Origin of the sequence: Bacillus sp. B4EP4a, from assembly GCF_006680105.1 — a bacterium.
Classification (GTDB): Bacteria; Bacillota; Bacilli; order Bacillales; family DSM-1321; genus Peribacillus; species Peribacillus simplex_E.
Map to the genome: position 1 here is coordinate 1 of NZ_VHIK01000010.1, position 21,182 is coordinate 21,182.

General features: G+C 40.5%; 21 protein-coding genes and 1 pseudogene. 11 read left to right on the forward strand and 11 right to left on the reverse strand.

Going from position 1 to position 21,182, the window contains the following annotated elements; genetic code table 11:
* From FNK51_RS04770 to FNK51_RS04795, 6 genes and pseudogenes are all read right to left on the reverse strand, one after another.
* A pseudogene (locus FNK51_RS04770) lies at positions 1–811 on the reverse strand (hypothetical protein); the annotation flags it as partial.
* Positions 812–983: 172 nt separating this feature from the next.
* Positions 984–2,189, reverse strand: a complete 1,206-nt coding sequence (locus FNK51_RS04775) for an MFS transporter (RefSeq protein ID WP_141992597.1) — start codon at positions 2,187–2,189, stop codon at positions 984–986.
* 335 nt (positions 2,190–2,524) lie between these two features.
* Positions 2,525–3,487, reverse strand: a complete 963-nt coding sequence (locus FNK51_RS04780; RefSeq protein ID WP_181762184.1) for a sensor domain-containing diguanylate cyclase — start codon at positions 3,485–3,487, stop codon at positions 2,525–2,527.
* A 407-nt stretch (positions 3,488–3,894) separates the two neighbouring features.
* Positions 3,895–4,689 carry a DUF4097 family beta strand repeat-containing protein gene (locus FNK51_RS04785; protein WP_141992599.1) on the reverse strand — a complete coding sequence of 265 codons (795 nt, stop codon included), beginning with the start codon at positions 4,687–4,689 and terminating at the stop codon, positions 3,895–3,897.
* Entirely contained in the window at positions 4,682–5,236 is a 555-nt protein-coding gene (locus tag FNK51_RS04790; protein ID WP_141992600.1) for a DUF1700 domain-containing protein, read from the reverse strand. The genes FNK51_RS04785 and FNK51_RS04790 overlap by 8 nt, the downstream gene beginning before the upstream one ends.
* On the reverse strand, positions 5,233–5,553 hold the full coding sequence (locus FNK51_RS04795) for a PadR family transcriptional regulator (protein WP_141992601.1): 321 nt from the start codon (positions 5,551–5,553) through the stop codon (positions 5,233–5,235). The genes FNK51_RS04790 and FNK51_RS04795 overlap by 4 nt, the downstream gene beginning before the upstream one ends.
* Before the next feature lie 235 nt (positions 5,554–5,788).
* On the opposite strand from FNK51_RS04795, the gene FNK51_RS04800 reads away from it, so the two are divergent.
* The gene (locus tag FNK51_RS04800; RefSeq protein ID WP_179891019.1) at positions 5,789–6,847 is read left to right on the forward strand and encodes a DUF2157 domain-containing protein; all 1,059 of its coding nucleotides are present in this window, start codon (positions 5,789–5,791) and stop codon (positions 6,845–6,847) included.
* Positions 6,840–7,376 (forward strand): GDYXXLXY domain-containing protein, encoded by a 537-nt coding sequence (locus FNK51_RS04805; protein ID WP_098370587.1) that lies wholly within the window; start codon positions 6,840–6,842, stop codon positions 7,374–7,376. The genes FNK51_RS04800 and FNK51_RS04805 overlap by 8 nt, the downstream gene beginning before the upstream one ends.
* Positions 7,377–7,461: 85 nt before the next feature.
* On the opposite strand, the gene FNK51_RS04810 is transcribed toward FNK51_RS04805, so the two are convergent.
* The 4 genes from FNK51_RS04810 to FNK51_RS04825 form a co-directional block, all read right to left on the reverse strand.
* The gene (locus FNK51_RS04810) at positions 7,462–7,941 is read right to left on the reverse strand and encodes a C40 family peptidase (protein ID WP_098370586.1); all 480 of its coding nucleotides are present in this window, start codon (positions 7,939–7,941) and stop codon (positions 7,462–7,464) included.
* Between the two features lie 192 nt (positions 7,942–8,133).
* Positions 8,134–8,406 carry a phage holin gene (locus FNK51_RS04815; RefSeq protein ID WP_098370585.1) on the reverse strand — a complete coding sequence of 91 codons (273 nt, stop codon included), beginning with the start codon at positions 8,404–8,406 and terminating at the stop codon, positions 8,134–8,136.
* A gap of 307 nt (positions 8,407–8,713) precedes the next feature.
* Positions 8,714–9,892 (reverse strand): LL-diaminopimelate aminotransferase, encoded by a 1,179-nt coding sequence (locus FNK51_RS04820; RefSeq protein WP_141992602.1) that lies wholly within the window; start codon positions 9,890–9,892, stop codon positions 8,714–8,716.
* Between the two features lie 62 nt (positions 9,893–9,954).
* The gene (locus FNK51_RS04825) at positions 9,955–10,845 is read right to left on the reverse strand and encodes a TIGR01777 family oxidoreductase (RefSeq protein ID WP_141992760.1); all 891 of its coding nucleotides are present in this window, start codon (positions 10,843–10,845) and stop codon (positions 9,955–9,957) included.
* 510 nt (positions 10,846–11,355) lie between these two features.
* On the opposite strand from FNK51_RS04825, the gene FNK51_RS04830 reads away from it, so the two are divergent.
* The 7 genes from FNK51_RS04830 to FNK51_RS04860 all read left to right on the forward strand — a co-directional run bounded on the left by FNK51_RS04830 (position 11,356) and on the right by FNK51_RS04860 (position 17,441).
* A complete protein-coding gene (locus FNK51_RS04830) occupies positions 11,356–11,826 on the forward strand; it encodes a DinB family protein (RefSeq protein WP_098370582.1) in 471 nt (156 codons plus the stop codon).
* A gap of 403 nt (positions 11,827–12,229) precedes the next feature.
* Positions 12,230–12,412 carry a hypothetical protein gene (locus tag FNK51_RS04835; protein ID WP_286178577.1) on the forward strand — a complete coding sequence of 61 codons (183 nt, stop codon included), beginning with the start codon at positions 12,230–12,232 and terminating at the stop codon, positions 12,410–12,412.
* Between the two features lie 36 nt (positions 12,413–12,448).
* Positions 12,449–13,036 carry a YjgB family protein gene (locus FNK51_RS04840; RefSeq protein ID WP_286178578.1) on the forward strand — a complete coding sequence of 196 codons (588 nt, stop codon included), beginning with the start codon at positions 12,449–12,451 and terminating at the stop codon, positions 13,034–13,036.
* A 227-nt stretch (positions 13,037–13,263) separates the two neighbouring features.
* On the forward strand, positions 13,264–14,853 hold the full coding sequence (locus tag FNK51_RS04845) for a CehA/McbA family metallohydrolase domain-containing protein (protein WP_141992603.1): 1,590 nt from the start codon (positions 13,264–13,266) through the stop codon (positions 14,851–14,853).
* 308 nt (positions 14,854–15,161) lie between these two features.
* Positions 15,162–15,986 carry an amino acid ABC transporter substrate-binding protein gene (locus tag FNK51_RS04850; protein ID WP_098370580.1) on the forward strand — a complete coding sequence of 275 codons (825 nt, stop codon included), beginning with the start codon at positions 15,162–15,164 and terminating at the stop codon, positions 15,984–15,986.
* Positions 15,970–16,674: an amino acid ABC transporter permease gene (locus FNK51_RS04855; RefSeq protein ID WP_141992762.1), complete on the forward strand. Its 705-nt coding sequence runs from the start codon at positions 15,970–15,972 to the stop codon at positions 16,672–16,674. The genes FNK51_RS04850 and FNK51_RS04855 overlap by 17 nt, the downstream gene beginning before the upstream one ends.
* Before the next feature lie 29 nt (positions 16,675–16,703).
* Entirely contained in the window at positions 16,704–17,441 is a 738-nt protein-coding gene (locus tag FNK51_RS04860) for an amino acid ABC transporter ATP-binding protein (protein ID WP_141992604.1), read from the forward strand.
* Between the two features lie 79 nt (positions 17,442–17,520).
* On the opposite strand, the gene FNK51_RS04865 is transcribed toward FNK51_RS04860, so the two are convergent.
* Complete coding sequence (locus FNK51_RS04865) at positions 17,521–18,696, reverse strand: MFS transporter (protein WP_141992605.1); 1,176 nt, start codon at positions 18,694–18,696, stop codon at positions 17,521–17,523.
* A 376-nt stretch (positions 18,697–19,072) separates the two neighbouring features.
* On the opposite strand from FNK51_RS04865, the gene FNK51_RS04870 reads away from it, so the two are divergent.
* Together FNK51_RS04870 and FNK51_RS04875 are read left to right on the forward strand one after the other, a co-directional pair.
* Positions 19,073–19,783 carry a response regulator transcription factor gene (locus tag FNK51_RS04870; protein ID WP_141992606.1) on the forward strand — a complete coding sequence of 237 codons (711 nt, stop codon included), beginning with the start codon at positions 19,073–19,075 and terminating at the stop codon, positions 19,781–19,783.
* Positions 19,780–21,180: a sensor histidine kinase gene (locus FNK51_RS04875; RefSeq protein WP_141992607.1), complete on the forward strand. Its 1,401-nt coding sequence runs from the start codon at positions 19,780–19,782 to the stop codon at positions 21,178–21,180. Before FNK51_RS04870 ends, FNK51_RS04875 begins: the two co-directional genes overlap by 4 nt.
* Positions 21,181–21,182: the final 2 nt, after the last annotated feature.

A 21,182-nucleotide genomic window follows, 5' to 3' on the forward strand; every position in this document is an offset into this window, starting at 1 on the left:
AGATGTGTATAAGAGACAGAAGAAACCCCAGTAGCCCCCGCCCCCCACCATTAAGTGAAAGGTACTCTCCAAAAATCCGATAATATGAAGCTGATAAAATCGTAATCGGAATGAATAAACCCGCTAGCGTCAGGAATGCAAAAGCTGTCTGTTCAATTTTCAGCTTCGAAGCGATGAAGGCCATTCCTACAAAAATGACGGATACCATTCCAATGAAGAAAACTTTCAGGACCGCATTCAGATCCCCCCAAGAGGAAGTTGCTAAAATCAACCCGCCGAACAGAAGCAATATGACCCCGGTGAGCAGGATGACCGAGATATTCCGTTCCCTGATTTGCTCAGGTGTTTTCTTCGGCTTTGCCGGCTTTGCCGGTTTTACCTGTTTCTCCCGCTTGATGGCCTGCTTTTGAATAACAGGTTTCCTATCAGTGATCTCCTTGACCGGTTCAAGACTTTCCTCGAAAACTGATTCATTAGTTTCATATGTGGTCTCCTCATCTTTCGTTATCGTTTCTTTCACTCCACTAGATTCACGTAATTTCAATGAAGATTCTTCAATCAGGCTATCTTGTACCCTCACCTCGGCACTTTCACCGATAATCGTTCCATGTCCTTGGATGGATTTCTTTTTTTCATGCCCTAAGCGCTTTTGTTTATGGAGGGCTAATTGGAAATGCCGATTGTATGCCCTGCTAATCCGTATATATTCTGATTTAGGGATGAGCCGCCTTTCCCATAAAACATCCAGTTCTTCTTGGAAAATACGCTTCCTTCTTTCTAATGTCATTTCTTCGTTTGAAGAATCATTCATCCCAAGATTCCCCTTCCTTCAAATAGACCTTCTATCATCTTATGTATATTCTCTTTTCGATAATAACAAAGTTTTTCCATTTTTTATATATTAAGGATGATACACTGATAAAACAAGGAAGCCAGTGGTGTTCCTCCTGACTCAAAAAAAGAATGACTTCTATTGAAGCCATTCAACGTCTTTCCATTGATTTTAATTTATCCTCGCTCCTGATGATGCACAAATAAACGATCATTGAAATGAAAATCGAGGCGGCTGCCGTGATATAGATGCTCCTATAACCGAAGAGGAAGCTTATTTGCCCGAACACGATGGCACCTATGCCCACACCAAGATCGAAAAATGAAAAGTATGTTGCATTCGCCATCGCCTTCCGATTGGGTGCCGTCTTTTCAATTGACCATGCCTGCAGCGCTGGCTGGACAGAACCGAATCCAAATCCATAAAGCACTGCCGCAATGTAAAGGACCGCTTCACTCGGCATCCATGCAAGCAGCAGCATCCCAGCCATGATGAGTAATGTTGAAGGCACGAATATGGCTCGATGTCCCCTTCGGTCATATAATCGACCCGCGAATAATCTCGTGACCATGAGGGCCATTGCATATACTAAAAAGTACCACTGAATGCCATCTACACCTTTTTCCGCTGTATATAGGGGAAGGAAGGTTGCAATTCCACCGAATGTAACGGAGATGAAGAAAATGAGCAAAGATGGCTGAAGAGCACTTTTTTCATATATATCAAACCTTTTGGCTCTGACAGCCGCCGAAGGATCACTTTCCACTTTTTGATACCGAATAAGTGATGCTGCAATGATGGCAAACAAACCTAATAATGAACAGATCAAAAACAACTCTTGAAACGGAATGACAGTAACTAGAAAAAGACCCAATGATGGCCCGAATGCAAGTGCTAAGTTACCCGATAATCCATAATACCCCATCCCCTCGCCACGCCGTTTCGCAGGGATTATATCGGAAGCAATCGTTCCTGATGCCGTTGAAGAAAATCCCCATCCGACGCCCTGTACAATCCGCATCATGAATAACAGGCCGATGCTCCCCATAAACCCGAATGAACCCACGGATAATGCAAAAATGGCTAACCCGACAGAAAAAACGATGCGTCTTCCCTTCGTCTCCAATAATCTGCCGGCAATTGGCCGAACAAGCAAGGCCGAAAAAGTGAAGATTCCAAGGACAGCCCCCACCAGGCGGTCGTCACCGCCAAGCTGCTCAACAAACAGCGGGAGGGTCGGCATCGTCATTTGAAACCCCATGAAGATGCACATATTTGCCAAACAGATCATGATGAAATCACGTGTCCAGATTTTATCAGTGCCTCTTACCCGTTCATCCACTAAGCTTTCCCTCATACCCCTTCACCTTCTAATTAAAATAGTCATTGCCAGTTTACTAAAATTGGTTAAAATAAGCGAATGATTTATTTCGTATACCTAAATATATATAAAAATAAAAGTCCAGTATGACACTGGGCTCCCCCCTTCATATCGAAATGCCAATATGTTCGTTTCCGTCCACTTACCTTCCTTACGCAAAAAACAATTTAAGTTCGCCAGGCTTTCTATTCATCATTCTTACAGCGAATTGTTTTAGTTCAAAATTCCATTAAACCACCCAGGTATCAACCATTCTGCTAGTGAGGAATGGTGGTATTGCCCTTGCCCTAGCTTATTGTATCCCTTATCTTTCATCTACCCGCCCGAACGAGTTTCTGTTCTTTTCTTCGCCGTTTATCTTGAAACATTTTTTGATCCGCTTCCATGAATAAGCTATCCATATTCCCTTTGGAATGCGAACGGTAAGCATGCCCGAATGACATACTGATGTGAGGGACTTTTTTTAGGGAGTTTTGCAGAAGGATTTCTTCCTTTAATAATTCACAAAGAGATTCTACTTCTCGCTTGCTTCTATCAATCAGCAGAATGGCAAACTCATCTCCTCCTACTCTCGCTACAACTGCGATGTCCGAGAAAATCCGTTTCAATAGATTGGCCGCTTCTTTAATCAATTCATCCCCTTTCTTATGACCATACGTATCATTCATAAATTTCAGCTCATCTAGATCACACAATATCATGGCAACCGGAGTGTCAAAATCAAGATTGGATTTGGCAGATATTTTATCGAAAAACTGTCGATTATGGATATTCGTTAATGGGTCATGGGACATTTGATACTCAATATCCTGTATGAATCTCACTCTTTCATCAATATTCCGAATGATTCCTTGAACAGCTACCAATTGCTCTTTTTCATATATAGGTGTAGCATATTCCTCGAACCACCAATAATTCCCCTCGATATCTCTCCAGCGTTGAATGACAGGCTTAGTATAATCAATCCCAACGTATATCTTTTCATTTAGGATATCAAAGTCATCAGGATGAATCCTTTCAAAAGGCGAGGAAGGGTCATTATAGGCTTCTTCCAAGACGCCTTGACCTAGAAGTGTATTGATGGACGGACTTAGATACCTGAACTTGGAACTTGGGATTGATTCGTAGCAGTAGATAATATCCTTAGAACTTTCCACTATATTAAAAACCTCTTTTTGCTCTTCGAATCCTTTCTTCAGATAGTCCTTTTCCCTTTTCTTGCGAGTGAAGATCATACATTTAAATATATTTAATGACAACTTATTGAATTTCATTCTACAGCCCCCATACTTTGAAGTCATTTTCATTAAAATCTTTTCCTTAGATTTGATGGCGGACTAACACTCATTACTTTTAACATAATTATCCTTTCTATATTATAATTCTAAACAACTAAAAGGAAAAACTATAAATATATTTTCTTAGAAAGGGGACCACTTCCAGCAAATTACCCACTCTATGATAAAATGAAAAACAGAAGAACCACTGGCATCTTCTTTATTATCGGAAACTCGTCTATTCCTCTCCAGCCGGTCAGTACTTTGTTCCAACAAATATTGGCTTCTGTTTATCGTTCATTTCTAAATTGGCATTATTATAAAACACCTGCTGCTCATGAAGATGAAATGGCCGCATAATTGAAAAAAGCCGATCACAATTGGATCGGCTTTTTCATGCTTCACTATTTCGTTATCTCGATTTTCCCATTATTCGTTTCCAATTTCACTAAGTTTTCACCTTTGCCAATGACAGTATCGCCCTCATACTTACCAAGGATATCCACTCTCCCATTGTCAACATGAACATCGAAAGTTGTATTTGTCGGTTCATTCTCTGTTTTGATCATGATTTTACCATTATTACTTTCGAAGTCGATCTCCCTATCCAAGTCTTTCGTGACCAATGTAATTTTACCGTTATTCGATGACCCAACCAGTTTTCCCTCCACATTATTAAGATCCACTTTTCCATTAGCAGATTTCACTTCAACTTTTTCGGTTATTATATCATTTAATTCTACCCGGCCATTTTGAGATTTCACATTCAGATTTTCACTTTTCAATCCTGATATTTGCAATTTTCCATTATCGGATTCGACGACAAAGGATTTATAAGATTCATCAGGCACATACACCTTTAAATGTATGGATTGAATATGAAAACCAAAGCTAAAGGTACGTCGATCTTTTAATTGTACCGAAAGCTTCTTCCCTTCCACATCGGCAGTGAAATCCAACTTGGAAACATCCATCCCTTTTGAAACCAATTCTATCCTGGTCTCCTTATCCTTTGTTGGAACGATTTCTACAGTTGCATTGTCCGTGTCGATCTGAATGTCCGTCACGATCTCCGAAATCGTTTTTTCCTCTGTAGTCGTTTCCTTATTTGTCACTTGGGAAAAAGTAAACAGACTTCCTATTACTCCGACCAGTAACAATACAAGTGCAATGATTGATAATTTTTTTACATTAATCATTTTTCAAACCGCCTTTCACAAGGGAAGCGTTAAATTTTAAATAGCGAATGAATCCTTTAGTTAAAGCACTCGTAGCGGCAAACATTCCGATGGTAATGAAAATGCCAATCCCGCATAGTCCCAATGCGAAGAAAAGATCGAATAATTGAAAATTACCTATCGCAAGGTTAAAAAGAACGCCAAACGGAGCAAGAATGAACGCGATCGCCGAAGCCCATCCTGCAATGACAACTCCGATCAATGCTATAAATGGTCCCAAAACGATCACTAAATTAAAGAATCCCAAACCAATGACTGCCCAAACCGCCCGCATTACATTACCTGCAGAAGTCGTTTGTTCGACCTGACCAAGATGATAGGATGCCATCAGTTCCTTGGAAATCTGTCTAGGATTCCCAAGGGATTTGGAGATTTCCTGCTCTGACTTCCCTTCTTCCATTCCAATTTCGAAATACTCTTCGTAATCTTGAAGGATATCTTCCCGTTCCTCTAAGGTAAGTCTGGTTAAAGAGGCATTCAATTGTTTTAAAAATTGTTCTTTATTCATTGGTTCACACCTTCCTTGATTAATTGATTGACCCCATTGGAAAATTCATACCATTCCGACAGCAGCTCTTGAAGGTATCTCCGGCCTTTGTCCGTTAATTTATAATACTTGCGTGGAGGCCCTTCTGTTGATTCTTGCAAATATGTCGTAAAATACTCCTCCTTCGTCAAGCGTCGTAAAAGTGGATATACCGACCCTTCCGATATTTCAATTTGATCCGAAATCTTTTGTACAAGTTCATATCCATAGCGATCCTGCTTATCCAGTAAGACCAGGACACATAGTTCCAGGACACCTTTCTTAAATTGTACATTCATAGCACCATCACTCCTTCCAAAAGTCTTTTAGTATAGTTCAATAAACAGTACTGAACACCGAACAATACATCTTATGTAAATAATTTACCACATGGTACTATTTATTGCAAGGTACTGAAAATGTTTTTTTTTTGTACTACATGCATTCCTATTAGGGTAGAAGAAAATTAACATTATATTCAAAGCTGCAAGAGAATACGATGTATAATAGTAAAATATGGAAGGAGGAGTTAATTTGGCCAACAAAGAAATAACAAAAAAGCAATTCGAATTTCTTGAACATGAATTTAATTACCTTGAAAAGGAAGGAATCATCTCCCAGCAAGAGAAAGTGAGGATGTTAGGTTCCTATGATGTAAAAGGTAATTTGAACTTCATCACTATTCTATTATCCATTGGGGCACTTCTTTTAGGTTTAGGCGTATTGACCTTCGTAGCCAGTAACTGGATCTATTTAAGTAAAGCGGTTAAATTCCTGCTTATCATTGCATGCCTCATCGGAGTGAACTTTGCTGGCGTGAAGGTGCAGGCACGCTTGCCCAAAACGTCACGAAGTCTGCATTATGCAGGTATTCTGATTTTTGGTGCAGGGATTTTTCTAATCGAGCAGATGTTTAACATCAGCATCAATTTCAACAGTTCCTTTTTATTATGGGCGATCGGTACGGTATTCATTGGTTACTATTTGAAGGATGTCTTTGTTCTCCTTTTTACATCTTTCCTGCTTTTCATTTATATTAACGGAAGTATATTCGTTGATGAAACGTCTTATCCGCTTGCCATTCTTATATTTCTACCGGCTTTATACATTCTGTTAAAGAAATTCGATTACCCTAAATATTTGACTTTTTTCATTAACGCTTTAGCCATCAATACAATTGCCTTATTTCTTATGGAATTCGTGCCGAAGCTGGGTTTTGAAAATTCGAATACAATTGTCCTTTCCATTCTGTTTGTATTGGGAATCGTGCTTGCCTATATTCCGGTAAGAGCAAAATTACAGAACATCACACACATACAAGGGCATATCTTACATGGTATTACCGCACTCTTCCTTACCTTTGATTTTTCAATCTGGTTTCCTTTAGCTTATTTCGTTTTTCTGCTTTATCTCATTCTAAAAGGCAGTTTGACCAGCATCGTAATAATATGTGCACTGATTTTCAGATATTACATCTACTCCTTTGACTTCCTGCCAAAATCGCTTACATTCATCATTGGTGGAATCATGCTTATCGGTTTTGGCTTCTTCTTTGAAAATCAACGAAAAAAAGGAGGGGAACTCAATGAGTAATCCATCATTCCGGCCACTCATCGTATTTTCCATTCCAGTCTTGATTCTGTTAGTCTTGGCATTTCCTCCGGTCTGGACAACAATGACAGGAGATGTAATCAAGATCAAAACAGCCCCGGTCGACCCGACTGATTTGTTTAGGGGAAGCTATGTGGCTTTGAAATACGAAATTGAATCAGTTAAGCCGTCACAAGTCGATGACTCGATTAAAACCGGGTTCAATACAAGAAATATGGGTGATTATAAAAAGGTATATGTACGTTTAAAACAAAACACTGATGGACTATACGGTGTCGATTACGTAACGAAAGAAAAACCCGGCAAAGGCGTTTACCTAAAAGGGGAATTGGAAATCCCATATGACCTGCAAAATGCTAAAACCATTCAGATCAGATACGGTCTGGACAATTATTTCGCATCCGAAGAAAAGGCAAAGGAAATGGAGAAGGACGCATTGGCTAATCCTTCAGTGGCCGTCGTAAAAGTTCGTAATGGCAACGTTGTTTTAACCGATATCATCATTGAATGAATGACCCCCGGATATGACCAGCAAAAAGAGCATCGGTTTTTCGATGCTCTTTTTTGCAGGACTTTTTCATATGAACATCAGATTGTTACTTAATAACTCGTTTTGCCCCTATATATTTTTCCTTCCAATACTTATCACTCATTTTGACCACCTTAACCCCTTTAGTGGTGGTCCCGACAAATGTACCATTTCCATAATAGATTCCTACAAAAGAGACCTCCCCTTTCTTACCTGTCGCATAGAAGACTAAATCGCCCGCTTTTAAATCATTTTGCTTCACGGCCTTTCCAGTTTTATACTGTTCCGCACTCGTTCTCGGAATTTTCATTTCCGTTGCGGCATTTTTATATACATACTGGGTAAGACCACTAGCATCAAACCCTTTTGGAGTCGTCCCCCCATATTTATATTTGCTTCCAACCTGCTTCTTTGCCAAAGCGGCAACTTCATCACCATAATTGATAGAGGCTGAAGCATTAGCCGGACTGAAAATGAATGCCATCAATAATGCCCCGATTAAAACTATGGCTGCAAACCATTTTGAAACTGGTAAACTATAACTCATCCTTTTTCCTCCCCAAACTGAAAATGAACCACAATTTTAAATGTATGTTGCATTTCGGTTTTTAGACCAAAATCATTATCCCAAATCATCATCTCTGCCCAAAAAACAAATAACCAGATAACGCCGTTGTGTAGCAAGTAACGGTGTTATCTGGTATATTCTACTCTTCAATAGATGAAAGAATAGTGTCCATTACTTAGGCTCCTTGTATTGTCGGGCATTTTCACTGTCGCTTAGACCTTTAGTGGTATGATCGACCACACCACCGACCCCAAAGAATGTAAGCGCTATGAAGTTAATGATGCCTAAAGCCCCGTTCAATGCATCATCAGTAATGGTAAAGCCTATAGGGGTAATGAAATTATTTATGAACGCAGCAATCATCTGGGCCAATATTAAAAGCCCTGGAATGAGTACCGTGAATATAAACGTAGGATTCTTAAAACGCACTTTCCAGTTGATCATTGCTTTTCCCCCTCTCTATCATATTAAGCCCGCTTCATTTAAGAGGGTTGCGGACTTGCTATATATTATGCGGCTTGTCCATCTTACGTTCGGAAATTCCATTCATAATCTATCACGCTAGTTCCCCTAAACAAAAAAAGCCCATCCGAGGATGGACCTTCTCTTAAACTTCAAAGTAGTTTTTTTAAAACACTAGAGAGCGCCTCACTTTAACAAGTAAGTAACAACTTCCTCAAGCTATATATATTCCTCAGCGTGCCCATGATCGAGCGTTCTTAAAACCTGAATATATTAAATGCTGGATTTTTCACACTCCAATTTTTTTCTCCAAAAACAATTTGATCCGTTCAGCAGCTTCTTTCAATCTCTCGGCCGGCTGGACCAAGGCCATCCGGACATACCCTTCCCCTTGCTTCCCAAAAGCATCGCCTGGGACGACCGTAACCCCTGCTTTTTCAATCAATGCATAGGAAAAATCCCGTGATTTCCAGCCAGCAGGAATTTGGGCCCAAATAAACATGGTAGCTGAGGTTTTCGGCACATGCCATCCCCCTTCAGCAAGACCTGATATCAAGGCATCACGTCGGGACTGGTATTCCTTAACTTGTTCTGATAGCAGCGAAAGATTGGAAGTTAGTGCCATCTCGGCAGCTTTTTGGATTGGATAAAAAACCCCATAATCGATGTGTGATTTCAACGTTCCCAGGATGTTCAGCGCCTCTCTATTGCCCACCGCATACCCAATGCGGCAGCCCGCCATATTAAAAGTTTTGGAAAGTGAGTTAAATTCAATCCCCACTTCCTTGGCACCAGGAATGGACATAAAACTAATTTGCGGATGATCATCAAAAATCAACTCTGAATAAGCAAAATCGTGAACCACCATGATCTCGTTCTTTTTCGCAAACGATATGACTTCCGAAAAGAAATCTTCATCAGCAAGGGCGGTGACAGGATTTCCCGGATAACTGATGATCATCATTTTGGTCTTTTTCACTATTTCATCCGGAATAACGTTGAGCTGCGGCAGGAAGGCATTTTCGGCAGTAAGCGGCATCGGATGAATGATTCCGCCGGCAAGCTCTACACTCGCTTCATAAATTGGATATCCTGGATCTGGCACCAGCACATAATCTCCAGGGTTAATCATCGCCGTTGCCAAGTGTGCAAGGCCATCCTGCGATCCCATCAGTTGGAGGACTTCCCTTTCTGCATCCAGCTCCACTCCATAACGCATCCGATAAAAATAACGGACTGCCTCATTGAATTCAGGCGTACCTTTTAACGTATACCCGTAAGAACTGGGATCCTGCGCATATTTCACAAGCGTATCCACTACAAAATCAGGCGGTGGTAAATCCGGACTTCCTACACTCAAATCGATAACATCCACCCCTCGTTTCATTGCATCCTGCTTGCGGGTCGCCAACTCTGAAAATATTCCTGTTGTGAATCTTCCGACTTTTTCAGATGGAGTCATATTCATTCTACGATTCCCCTCTCTTAATGATTTTCTATCTATCATTATAGCAATCAATCTCGAGTATTTTAAGGATTCATCAGTATCTGTTCCAGAGCCTCATCAAGATGATGGAATTTAAATACATACCCCGCCTTTTCCAGCCTCTCAGGTATGACCCACCTGCTTTTTAATATCAATTCCGTTTCGGTCCCCATAAATAAAGCCCCCATTTCAAGCATGGGTGTTGGACAGGGAAGTCCTATCCTAATATTCATGAGCTTTCTCAAATGAGCCATCAGTTCACGATTTGTAACTGGATGAGGCGATGAACAATTGAACACCCCGCTCAACTCTTGATTCTTTCTCAGAAAAAGGACAATGTTAAATAAATCTTCTATATGTATCCAACTGAATTTCTGATTTCCTGATCCTTGATGGCCTCCCAGTCCGAATTTAACCAAATTCCTATATGGGGTCATCACTCCCCCATCGCCCAATACAATGGCGATCCGTAAAGCAATTTGTCTCGTCTTGGGTAATCGGAAATCGAAAAATGAGAGCTCCCACGCTTTCGCAACATCTACAGAAAAACCTGAACCGATTACACCATCCCCCTCCGTCATTGGTTTATCTTCAGCATGCCTGTAAATCGTTGCCGTACTTGAGTTTATCCATAATGAAGGAGGATTTTCACATTGTTCAATCGCCTTACCTAGCATTTCAGTCGTATCAGTTCGTGAATCCAATATTTCTTTCTTATTCTTGGCATTGTAGCGGCAATTGACCGTTTTTCCTGCTAAGTTGATTAACATATCCGAATTATCGATCGTTTCCCTTATTCCTTCTTTATCTTCCCAGCCAGTATGCGGGGTTTGCCTGGAGATGATCCTTACCTCATATCCCAAATTCCTGAAATGCTTTTCAAAGTATTGACCGACAAAACCAGTCCCGCCAGCTAAAACCACTTTCTTCAGCATATAACCAACCCGCTTTCTTTTAGAGTGAATAGGCCGAGCCATAACCAGTTTCAACCTTTTTGTGAATTACTTCACAAGTATACCATCTTATTACATTAATTGGTATCACGAATAAATAACATACGCGTGCAACAATTTGTGAACTTGTCCAAGCAAAAAGGAATATTACACATAAATTAGTAATGTGGAAATTTTTAAAACAAAGGGATGATTGCAGTGTCAAACAAAAGACTAAGAAGAACTGGCGGTTCCAGTAATGGCAATTCCGGAAGTGAAAATAACAGCCGTAGGTCAGCCTTGAGAAGAATCTTAAATAATTTTTAAAACAATAATAGACGTACATCAATCAAGGAACCTACTTCCATCAAGCAACCCACTTCTATAGAAGGAATACGCAAAGATTAATACCTGAACAGATCATTGAATTTTCTATATTTTCAAAATAACCCCATATTCTCAGCGTCCATTCGTGTATAGTTAAAATATACCTGCTAAAAAGGGGAGATAATTATGAAATCGATAGAACTAATCATCTTAAATCTGGAAGAGGTTAGAAGAAGAAACATTAAACTATGGACATCAATACCTAAAAGCACACTCCATTGGAAACCGGACGACAAGGCAATGAGCTGTTTAGAAATGGTTAGACATGTTCTTGATAGTGAGCATTACTATCATTTATCCATTAAAAATCAAGGTAGCCTACAAGTTTATGAATCACCATTTGAAAAACAGCCACTTACCTCTGTTGAAGCGGAATTGAACTTTGCCGAACCTTACAGGCGTGATTTTTTGGAAACAATCATATCCTTCAGCGAGGACGACTTATCCAATATTAAAATCGATCGCTCCGATATGGGATATATCAGGGATTTAGGAGACATGTTGCTAAGAATCGCTTATCATGAGTCTGTACATACTGGTCAATTATTAGACTACTTAAGAACTGCTGGAGTTCCTAGAATTAACGTTTGGGATTAATTACATCATTTTCAAAGGTGTTTCATCATAGTGAAGCACCCAGACTGTAGGCAAACTCGATGAAAATCGAGTTTGCCTACAGTTTTTTTATTGCTTGTACAATTTGGACTTTGATTTCCGCTCCAGGCACTCGCTTTCCGCGGGCGGTCCGGGAGCCTCCTCGGCGCCTTTGCGCCTGCGGGGTCTCCCCTGGACGCGCTTTTCCCGCAGGAGTCTCGCACCTTCCGCTCCAATTAACTTAGTTTTAAATTTCAGATAGAACCCTTTTGCCTATTCTTTATTGTTCTAAAATAGAATTATTTAAACTTGAGGTGATGAAGATGCTTGCTAAACATGATTCTAGAGATCAACTTGAAATGATTACTTTAAATCAACTGGTGCCGCAGACCGCAAAAGTTTTGTATTGGGACCGATTGTAGCACCTGGAAATTCACATGACAGTCAAATCTTAGAGCCACATGTTGAACAAGTGATTGAGAAAGTTGGAAAACCGGAAGCCGTTGCCGCAGATGCAGCTTGTAAATTCCCTGATGCTCCACCATTATCAAACATTCCAATCGATCACCAAGAAAATGTTTTATGCTAAGAAATTGTGGAAAAGTAATTATAGGAGGGATAAGAAATGATGTTATCTAAAAAACCAGCGGCCAGAATGGTTAGCTCCGTTATTCTAACCGGTTCTCTTTTAGGGGCAGGTGCATCGTTATCAACAGAACCGGTTGAGGCTGCATCCACAATGGATTCCGCCCCTGCCATAGCTAAGGAACACGCTCTTACCACCTTACATGAAATCTACAACAAAGCTTTTTCAGGAGAAATGCCTTATACTGCCATGGGTTTGAAAATTAATGAAAACACCCAAAAAGATGTATATGAGACATTCGGTTCTCCCCCTGAGCCAAGTAACACAGATGAAACTTTTGACTATTACCATGCAGAAATGGGGCATCCGGGATTTGCATTTGCCTATAACGATGACAAGACCATCTCACAAATCCGATATTTTGGGACAAATGTAGAACGGGACCATAATCTAGGAAGCATCACACCAAAAGTTTTAGGAAAACAGCTCGGCAGTGCTGACGAAATACGCCATATTTCCAGTACGAATGAAATCAACTACATTTACAAGACAGGAAATTATGAACTGCAATTCATTGTCGGTGAAGATCGGACTGTAGATCATATCAATCTACTACAAGCTAAATAATATTTACGGCAAAATAGTCGTTACAGGTTGTAGAGAAAGAAAATTTTCTCTACACCTTTTTTATTTCGAGCCCCTCCCCTTTATTCCCTTTCAATTTCCAAACCACTGTTACCAGAATCGGTCTTTCCATTTACAAAAACCATACTCACCCCAAACGGATTCTTAATATTTTTACAATAAAATTAGCTTGTTCAATATTATTTCAATATATGGAGGTTGTCGGTAAGATGATTAATAAGTTCAGGGCTTTCACAGTATCGGTTCTAAGCATAGCCATCCTTTTTCAGGGTCTACCTGTCGCGGGTGCTGCAAATGATGCAGAAGACAATCAGACAAATCCGGGAGGCAGATGGATGAAGGGGGAATATCATGCCCATACCACTCAGTCAGATGATACCGAGGGATCACAGAGCCTTGAAAGCTTGCTAAATAACGCATTTGATAAGTATGGCCTGGATTGGATGGGAATTTCCGACCACTTGAGGATGTCTTCAAGGGATGATGAGGGACATTTGATTCCAGGCGGGCCGATACCGCTGTCTCAAGGAATCATTCAATATCAAGCCCCGAAAATGGAACAACTGCAAAAAGAGGGCAAATATAAAAATAAAGTCATCTTTTCAGGCTTCGAATGGGATATGCCTACATACGAGCATGTCGGCATAGGCATTTTGGGAGATCAGCCGAGCTCACCTAAAAGTCTGAAAGCTGGCAATCAGTTCGAATATCTGTTCACCAACCAGGATGAAAAGATGTTCGATTCTAAGGATGTAGCTGTCTGGAAAGCACAGGATCAAAGAGCCAATAAGACTTCCGAGGATGCCCGAACAGCATTGGCATGGCTTGAGAAAAATTATAAGCATACAAGTTATGCCATATTGAACCACCCATCAAGAAAGAGGGTGTACAACATATCTGATTTTCGTGACTTCAACAATATCGCCCCGGATGTCATGTTCGGATTTGAAGGTATGCCAGGTAACCAGATGGAGCCAGATCGAGGCGGATTAAATCTGACAACACCGGAAAACCGGACCTATGGCGGATCCGATTATATGCTTGCTAAGGTAGGGGGGGCATGGGATGCACTTCTTGGGGAAGGTCGTAAGTTCTGGAATTTTTCCAATTCGGACTCCCATTTTGAAATCAGTGAAAACCGCCTATACTCCAGTGGTTACTGGCCAGGAGAATATTCCAAGAATTATACATGGGTAAATGGCTCATCAATAAAATCCGTCCTTGATGGCATGCGATCTGGGAAATCCTTCTCTGTTTTTGGTGACTTGATCGATGCCCTTGATTTACAAGCTAAAAACGGAAACAACGCGGTTGATATGGGTGGGGACCTTAAAGTGAAGGAAGGACAGATGGTCAAGATCACCATCCGATTTAAGAGCCCCCAAAAAAACAATAACGGGGACCCCGTCAAGGTGGATCACGTGGATCTAATTTCCGGGGAAGTAACCGGGAAAGCAGTGCCTGGAACACCTGCTTATAATAAATCCACCAATGATACGACAAAAGTTGTTAAACGCTTTACCAGTAAAGACTGGAAAACCGATCGCGATGGTTTTCATACCATCACTTACAAAGTCAAAGCAAATAAGGATCAATATTTCCGTTTGCGAGGCACGAACCTAGGGGAAAATGTCTCTGGAGAAACGATTGACGGGGAACCGCTGATCGATAAAAAGACTGAAATCGAGGATAACGAAACGCGTTTTTCGGAAATAAACAAACGTAACTATAAAGACCTTTGGTTCTATTCGAACCCTATATTCGTCAGCGTAGAGGATAGGAATCATGAAAAACACTAAGGTAAAAAGAATCTTGCAATAGTTCCGGACGGCCCAAAAAAGCCCCTTTTCCACTTAGCTAAAAATCATGTGGATGAGGGGCCTTTTGTCCCCTTGGATTCTTAATGATCACTTCCCTTTCAAATCCTTTTTCGGATAACGATACATCTTTCTTTTAGTATTATTTCACTTCAATGCGTGAAAATCCGTATAATTCACCAAGTTTCATTAACAATAATGATGTAAGTTATTTTCATTGACTTTTTTCCTTTTCTTGTATAGTATCACAGAGTATCAATCCCTATCAGATTACTAGGAGGTTTACCCAAATGAAAAAAATGGTTGCACTTTTATCGCTATTGTTAGCTTTCACGGTCGTACTTACAGCTTGTGGTACCAATACCAAAAATGAGGCAAACGATACCGACAATAAATCTTCGTCACAAGAAAGTCTGTATGATAAAGTCAAAAAAGATGGCGTATTAACCGTTGGAACTGAAGGTACATATCCTCCTTTCACATTCCACGATGATTCAGATAAACTAACGGGGTTTGATGTTGAAATTGCTAAAGAAGTGGCAAAACGCCTTGGAGTGAAAGCTGAATTCAAGGAAACACAATGGGACGGCATGTTTGCAGGCTTGGATGCTAAACGTTTTGATATGATCGCAAACCAAGTGGGCATCGATGAAGACCGTCAAAAGAAATATGATTTCTCTGACCCATATATTCAATCAGGGGCCGTATTGCTTGTACACAAAGATAATTCGGATATTAAATCCTTCGATGATTTGAAAGGCAAGACCTCTGCACAATCTTTAACGAGTAATTACAATGATCTAGCCAAATCACATGGTGCTGAGGTTACAGGCATTGAAGGATTTTCTCAATCCGTACAGCTTATTGGTTCTAAACGTGTAGATGCTACGATCAATGACAAATTATCGTACCTTGATTATAAAAAGCAACACCCGGATGCACCTATCAAAGTCGCTGATGAGGAAGAAAGCGGAGTCGCCAGCGGTTTAATGTTCAGAAAAGACAGCGGCAAATTAGTGGAAGAAGTAAACAAAGCACTTAAAGCAATGAAAGACGACGGCACATACGCGAAAATCTCGGATAAATGGTTCGGTGAAGATGTTTCTCCTAAGTAATATTTTCACCGACCCCGAGCGTATGAACCAGCTTGTTTCCATCGCTCAAACCTCCCTCTATCCAATGATAGAGGGAGCTATTAAATATACGATTCCACTAACATTGATCACATTCGTTCTCGGCCTTATTCTTGCTGTATTCACAGCATTGGCTAGATTATCTTCCATGAGAATTCTTCAAATAATTGCGCGTGTATATGTGTCAATCATCCGCGGGACACCTTTACTTGTGCAATTATTTATCATTTTCTATGGACTTCCAAATTTAGGTGTAACCATCGATCCTTTCATATCGGCTATTATAGGATTCTCTTTAAATGTTGGAGCATATGCTTCGGAAATTATACGAGCAGCCATTTTATCGATACCAAAAGGGCAATGGGAAGCAGGTTATTCAATCGGAATGACATATACCCAAGCTTTAAAGCGCATCATTTTGCCGCAAGCAGCTCGGGTATCCATTCCCCCATTATCCAATACGTTCATTAGCCTTTTAAAAGATACATCGCTTGCATCACTCATTCTTGTAACGGAATTATTCCGTAAAGCCCAGGAAATCGCTGCAAAAAACTATGAATTTCTACTACTATACATAGAGGCAGCTGCTTTATATTGGATTTTGTGTACCATTCTATCTTTCATTCAAGGAAGTTTAGAGGACAAACTTAATCGTTATGTAGCAAAATAAGAACCGCAGTAGTTAAAGGAGATTTTAAAATGATCAACATTAAGAATCTTCATAAATCATTTGGTGACCTTGACGTATTAAAGGGCATCGATTTGGAAGTGGAGCAAGGTAAAGTCATTGTATTGATCGGCCCTTCGGGTTCAGGTAAAACAACCTTTCTTCGGTGTTTGAATCTCCTTGAAGTACCCACGGACGGGACGATTGAAATTGATGAAACCATAATGGACTTCAAAAAACCCGTTAGAAAAAATTCAATTACAGCTTTCCGCAGTTTGACAGGGATGGTTTTCCAAAGCTATAACCTCTTCCCCCATAAAACAGCATTGGAAAATGTAATGGAAGGCCCCATCATTGTAAAAAACATAGCCAAACATCGAGCGAAAGAAACGGCTGCTGCCCTGCTTACAAAAGTGGGCTTAGGTGAAAAAATCGATTTTTATCCGTTTCAATTGTCAGGCGGACAGCAACAACGAGTCGGAATTGCAAGGGCCCTGGCCATGGAGCCTAAGGTCATGCTATTCGATGAACCCACGTCCGCTTTAGATCCCGAACTAGTTGGAGACGTGTTACAGGTCATGAAAGACCTGGCGAAAGAAGAAGGCATGACAATGATCGTGGTAACCCATGAAATGCGTTTCGCCCGTGAAGTCGCCGACGAAGTCATTTTCATGGATGAAGGAAAAATAATGGAGCGGGGAACACCCGAGCAAATTTTCACAAATCCTAAAGAAGCTCGTACACGTAAATTCCTCAATATGATTCAATAAAAAAAACGGTGCTATTCAAGCACCGCTCGCGGCTCCCCCCATTTTTAGAAATGGGGGGTTTTTGCAATCATTAAATTAATTAATGAGATGCTTGGACCTGTCTTGTCTGTGTCCTTACATGGTATAACTGAAAAAGAATCAAAGCAAAAACGGAAAGGATTGCGCCCGATATAAATGGTAAATCAATCGAAATCGAAAATAACCAACCGCCTATCGGGGGACCCGCAATCCTGCCGAACGAGTCGAAGGAAGATAGCAGGCCAGTGACACTGCCATGGCCCGTCATGGAACTTTTGGTCAGCAGTGCCGAAATTGCCGGCCGGATGAACCCATTACCCAATCCGAAGATCGTCAGGAAAATCGCCGATGTCCAAAAACCGGAAGAAAACAGGATGAGAATGAAACCAACTGCCGACACGATGATTCCCATTCGGATAACCGCGCCTTCCCCATATTTCTTTGTCATCCTCCCCACTAATCCACCTTGAACGATCGCACTGCCAAACCCCATGATCATGAAGATATAGCCTAATTGTACAAGACTTATATCAGCCTTTTTGGCTGCAAAATAGGCAAAAGTCGTTTCGAGTCCTGCCATTGAAAGAGTGACGATCAATTGCAGAAAGAACATGGTTTTAAGAGGCCCTTTAAAGGCTTTCCACATGGACTCTTTATTTATTGACTGTTTGGCCCTCTTTTCAACCGTATGTGATTCCTTTAGTATCGCAATCACTAAGAATAAAGTAATCAAAGAGGATATACCTGCAATGTAAAACGGTAAGTTCAAACTTGATTTGGAGAATACCCCGCCAATCGCCGGTCCGAAGATGAATCCAAGCCCTGTAGCGGCCCCGATGATTCCCATCCCTTTTCCCCGATCTTCCGGCGTCGTGATATCAGCCACATACGCCATTGCGGTTGGCATGTTTGCCGATGACAAAATCCCACCAATGATTCTGGCTACAAATAATACCCATAAGGAATCTGCCGAAGCCTGGATGAAAAACGAAAGGGCCAGTCCAGCAATCCCGATAATCATGACAGGCTTACGTCCTATCCGGTCAGATATACGTCCCCACATCGGGGCAAAAAATAATTGCATTAATGAATAAACAGCCATTAAAAGACCAAGCTCAGCAGGACTGCCACCAACCTTTTCGGCAAGGAACGGAATGACGGGAATGATGATCCCAAATCCGATCATGACTAAAAACATCACTAAAAAAAGAACGGGTAACACCTTTTTTGTTTCCATTATTTTTTTCTCCTTTTATTCTTCCACATTCGCTGCATACTTTTATTTAAAGGTTTGGGTCAAAAGAACAGCAACGAATTCCTTAATTATACTACTTAGCATAATCTTCCTAACAATACTTTAAACAGTTTATCATACAACCTTTACCAAATCAGTATGAAGTACGCTCTTCTTTCCGAAACTACCTTAACTAAATAAAGACCAGGCATCAGAATCCTGATCTTTACAGTAATTTTTCAGGTAATAGTACTTACGTCTTTTCCACTTTGTTTCGTGAAAATAATGAATGAGTTCGTTAAATATCTTTCCTCCCCTTATTTTTTCTTAAGGGGTACTCTATACTGTAGGGTATGATTGATGTTTGGGAGGTAGCAGAATGTCGAATGATCAGTGGATTTTAATTATTGACGATGAAGAAGATTTGGCACGTCTCATGGAGACAGTTTTACATAAAGAAGGTATCCCGAATATTGTTACGGCGGGGACGATTGCGGATGGGTGGGCAAAGTTTCAGGAGTTCGATCCATCACTGGTCTTGCTTGATATAATGCTGCCTGATGGTGAAGGCTATGATTTATGCAAGCAAATTCGTGAAGTGTCGAGTGTACCCATTTTATTTTTGTCGGCAAAGGATGAGGAAATTGATAAGCTTCTTGGGCTGGCGATTGGCGGGGATGATTATATTACCAAACCATTCAGTCCGAAAGAAGTTGCATATCGAGTAAAGGCGCAGCTGAGGCGTGCGGGCTTTTCAGAGGAAAAGGCCGTTCCGAAAAAACGGCAAGTTGGTCCCTTTGAGCTTAGTGCAAATGAAAATGAAGTGAAAAAGGATGGCAAAACGCTTGAGCTCACAGCTAAAGAAATCGGATTGATGAGCTGTTTTATGCATCATCCGGATCAGATCATGAGCAAGGAAACTTTATTTGAAAAGGTGTGGGGCGATGATTTCTTTGGCTCTGATAATACAGTGATGGTACATATTCGCCGTTTACGTGAAAAAATCGAGGCAGACCCTTCAAAGCCTTCATTTTTAATAACCGTTAAAGGGCTTGGTTATAAATTACAAACCAAGGGTGAAACAAAATGAAGTGGAAATTGACACGGCGCTTTTTAGGATCCGTTGTGACAATTGTTGTAATCGTAGGGATCGTAAATACAATTTTACTTTTATCTCTACTCTTTTATCGAGCCATGCATAATTTCGAGGCAGAGGAAGTTTCAGCTGAAAACTTTAGCAGAACCTTTTCACAATATGTGGAACTAATAGATAACAAACCGATCGTAAATGAAGAAGGGCTAGAAAAACTGCGGAACAATAACGCCTGGATACAATTTTTGAATGATGAGGGTGAGCAAGTTGCAGCCTTTTATACACCTCAAAAATTGCAAACCGTATATTCTCCTGTTGAAATCGTCCAAATGTATAAGTATAAGGAAATTGATGCAGAGACGACTGTTTTTGTCGGCGAAGCCCATAATTTCAGCTATTTTGTAGGAGTTAAGGAACGGAAAATTGGCCGCTATGTAATAACCTATGATTATGAAAAAGTTTTTAAGAACTTTAACATCTTACTAGTAATATTTTTAATCGTAGATATCATCATTGCATTAGTCATTGGATTCTTATTTGGGAAAAAATTAACGAGTCCGCTGAACATTTTAATAGAAGGAATTCAGCAGCTTCGGGAGCGGCGCTTTAAAAAAATGAGCATACCAAAAGGCGTTTATGAAGATGTATTTCGAAATATGAATGAACTATCGGTGAAGTTGGATCATTATGAAAAAGAACGTGATCAGCTCGACCAAATGCGTGAGGAATGGATTAGCAATGTTTCTCATGACATGAAGACACCACTTGCTTCCATCCATGGATATACAGAATTGATGAAAGATAACGCCACTGAATTAACTCCACAGGAATTGTATGAGTTTACATCCATTATTAATAGACAGTCCGTTTATATGAAAGATTTATTGGATGACCTGAATTTAACGATGCGTTTGCGCAACCAACGACTTCCTTTGCAATTTGAAGATGTTGATATCGTTGGGTTTATAAGAGAAATGACGATCGAGCTTTTAAATGATTCACAATTTGGTGATCAACAGGTTGAGTTTGTGGCAAATTTGGACAAAGCAACACATAAAGTGGATAAAAAATTACTGAAACGGGCGATATTTAACCTTATCTATAACGCACTCGTGCATAACGAGGAAAATGTCGTTGTGAAAATACAAATTGATGATATTGGTCCACAATCAGAACTGCATACCCAAATTACCATTGCCGATAATGGCCGCGGTATTCCCGCCAAAGACTTAGAACAGGTTTTTGAACGCTACTATCGAGGTACGAATACTGCCAGTACACATGGGACCGGTTTAGGAATGGCCATTGCAAAGGACATCATCCTGGCTCATAAAGGTAAACTGGATTTGACTAGCATTGAAAATAAGGGAACCACGATCACGATACTTTTATAATT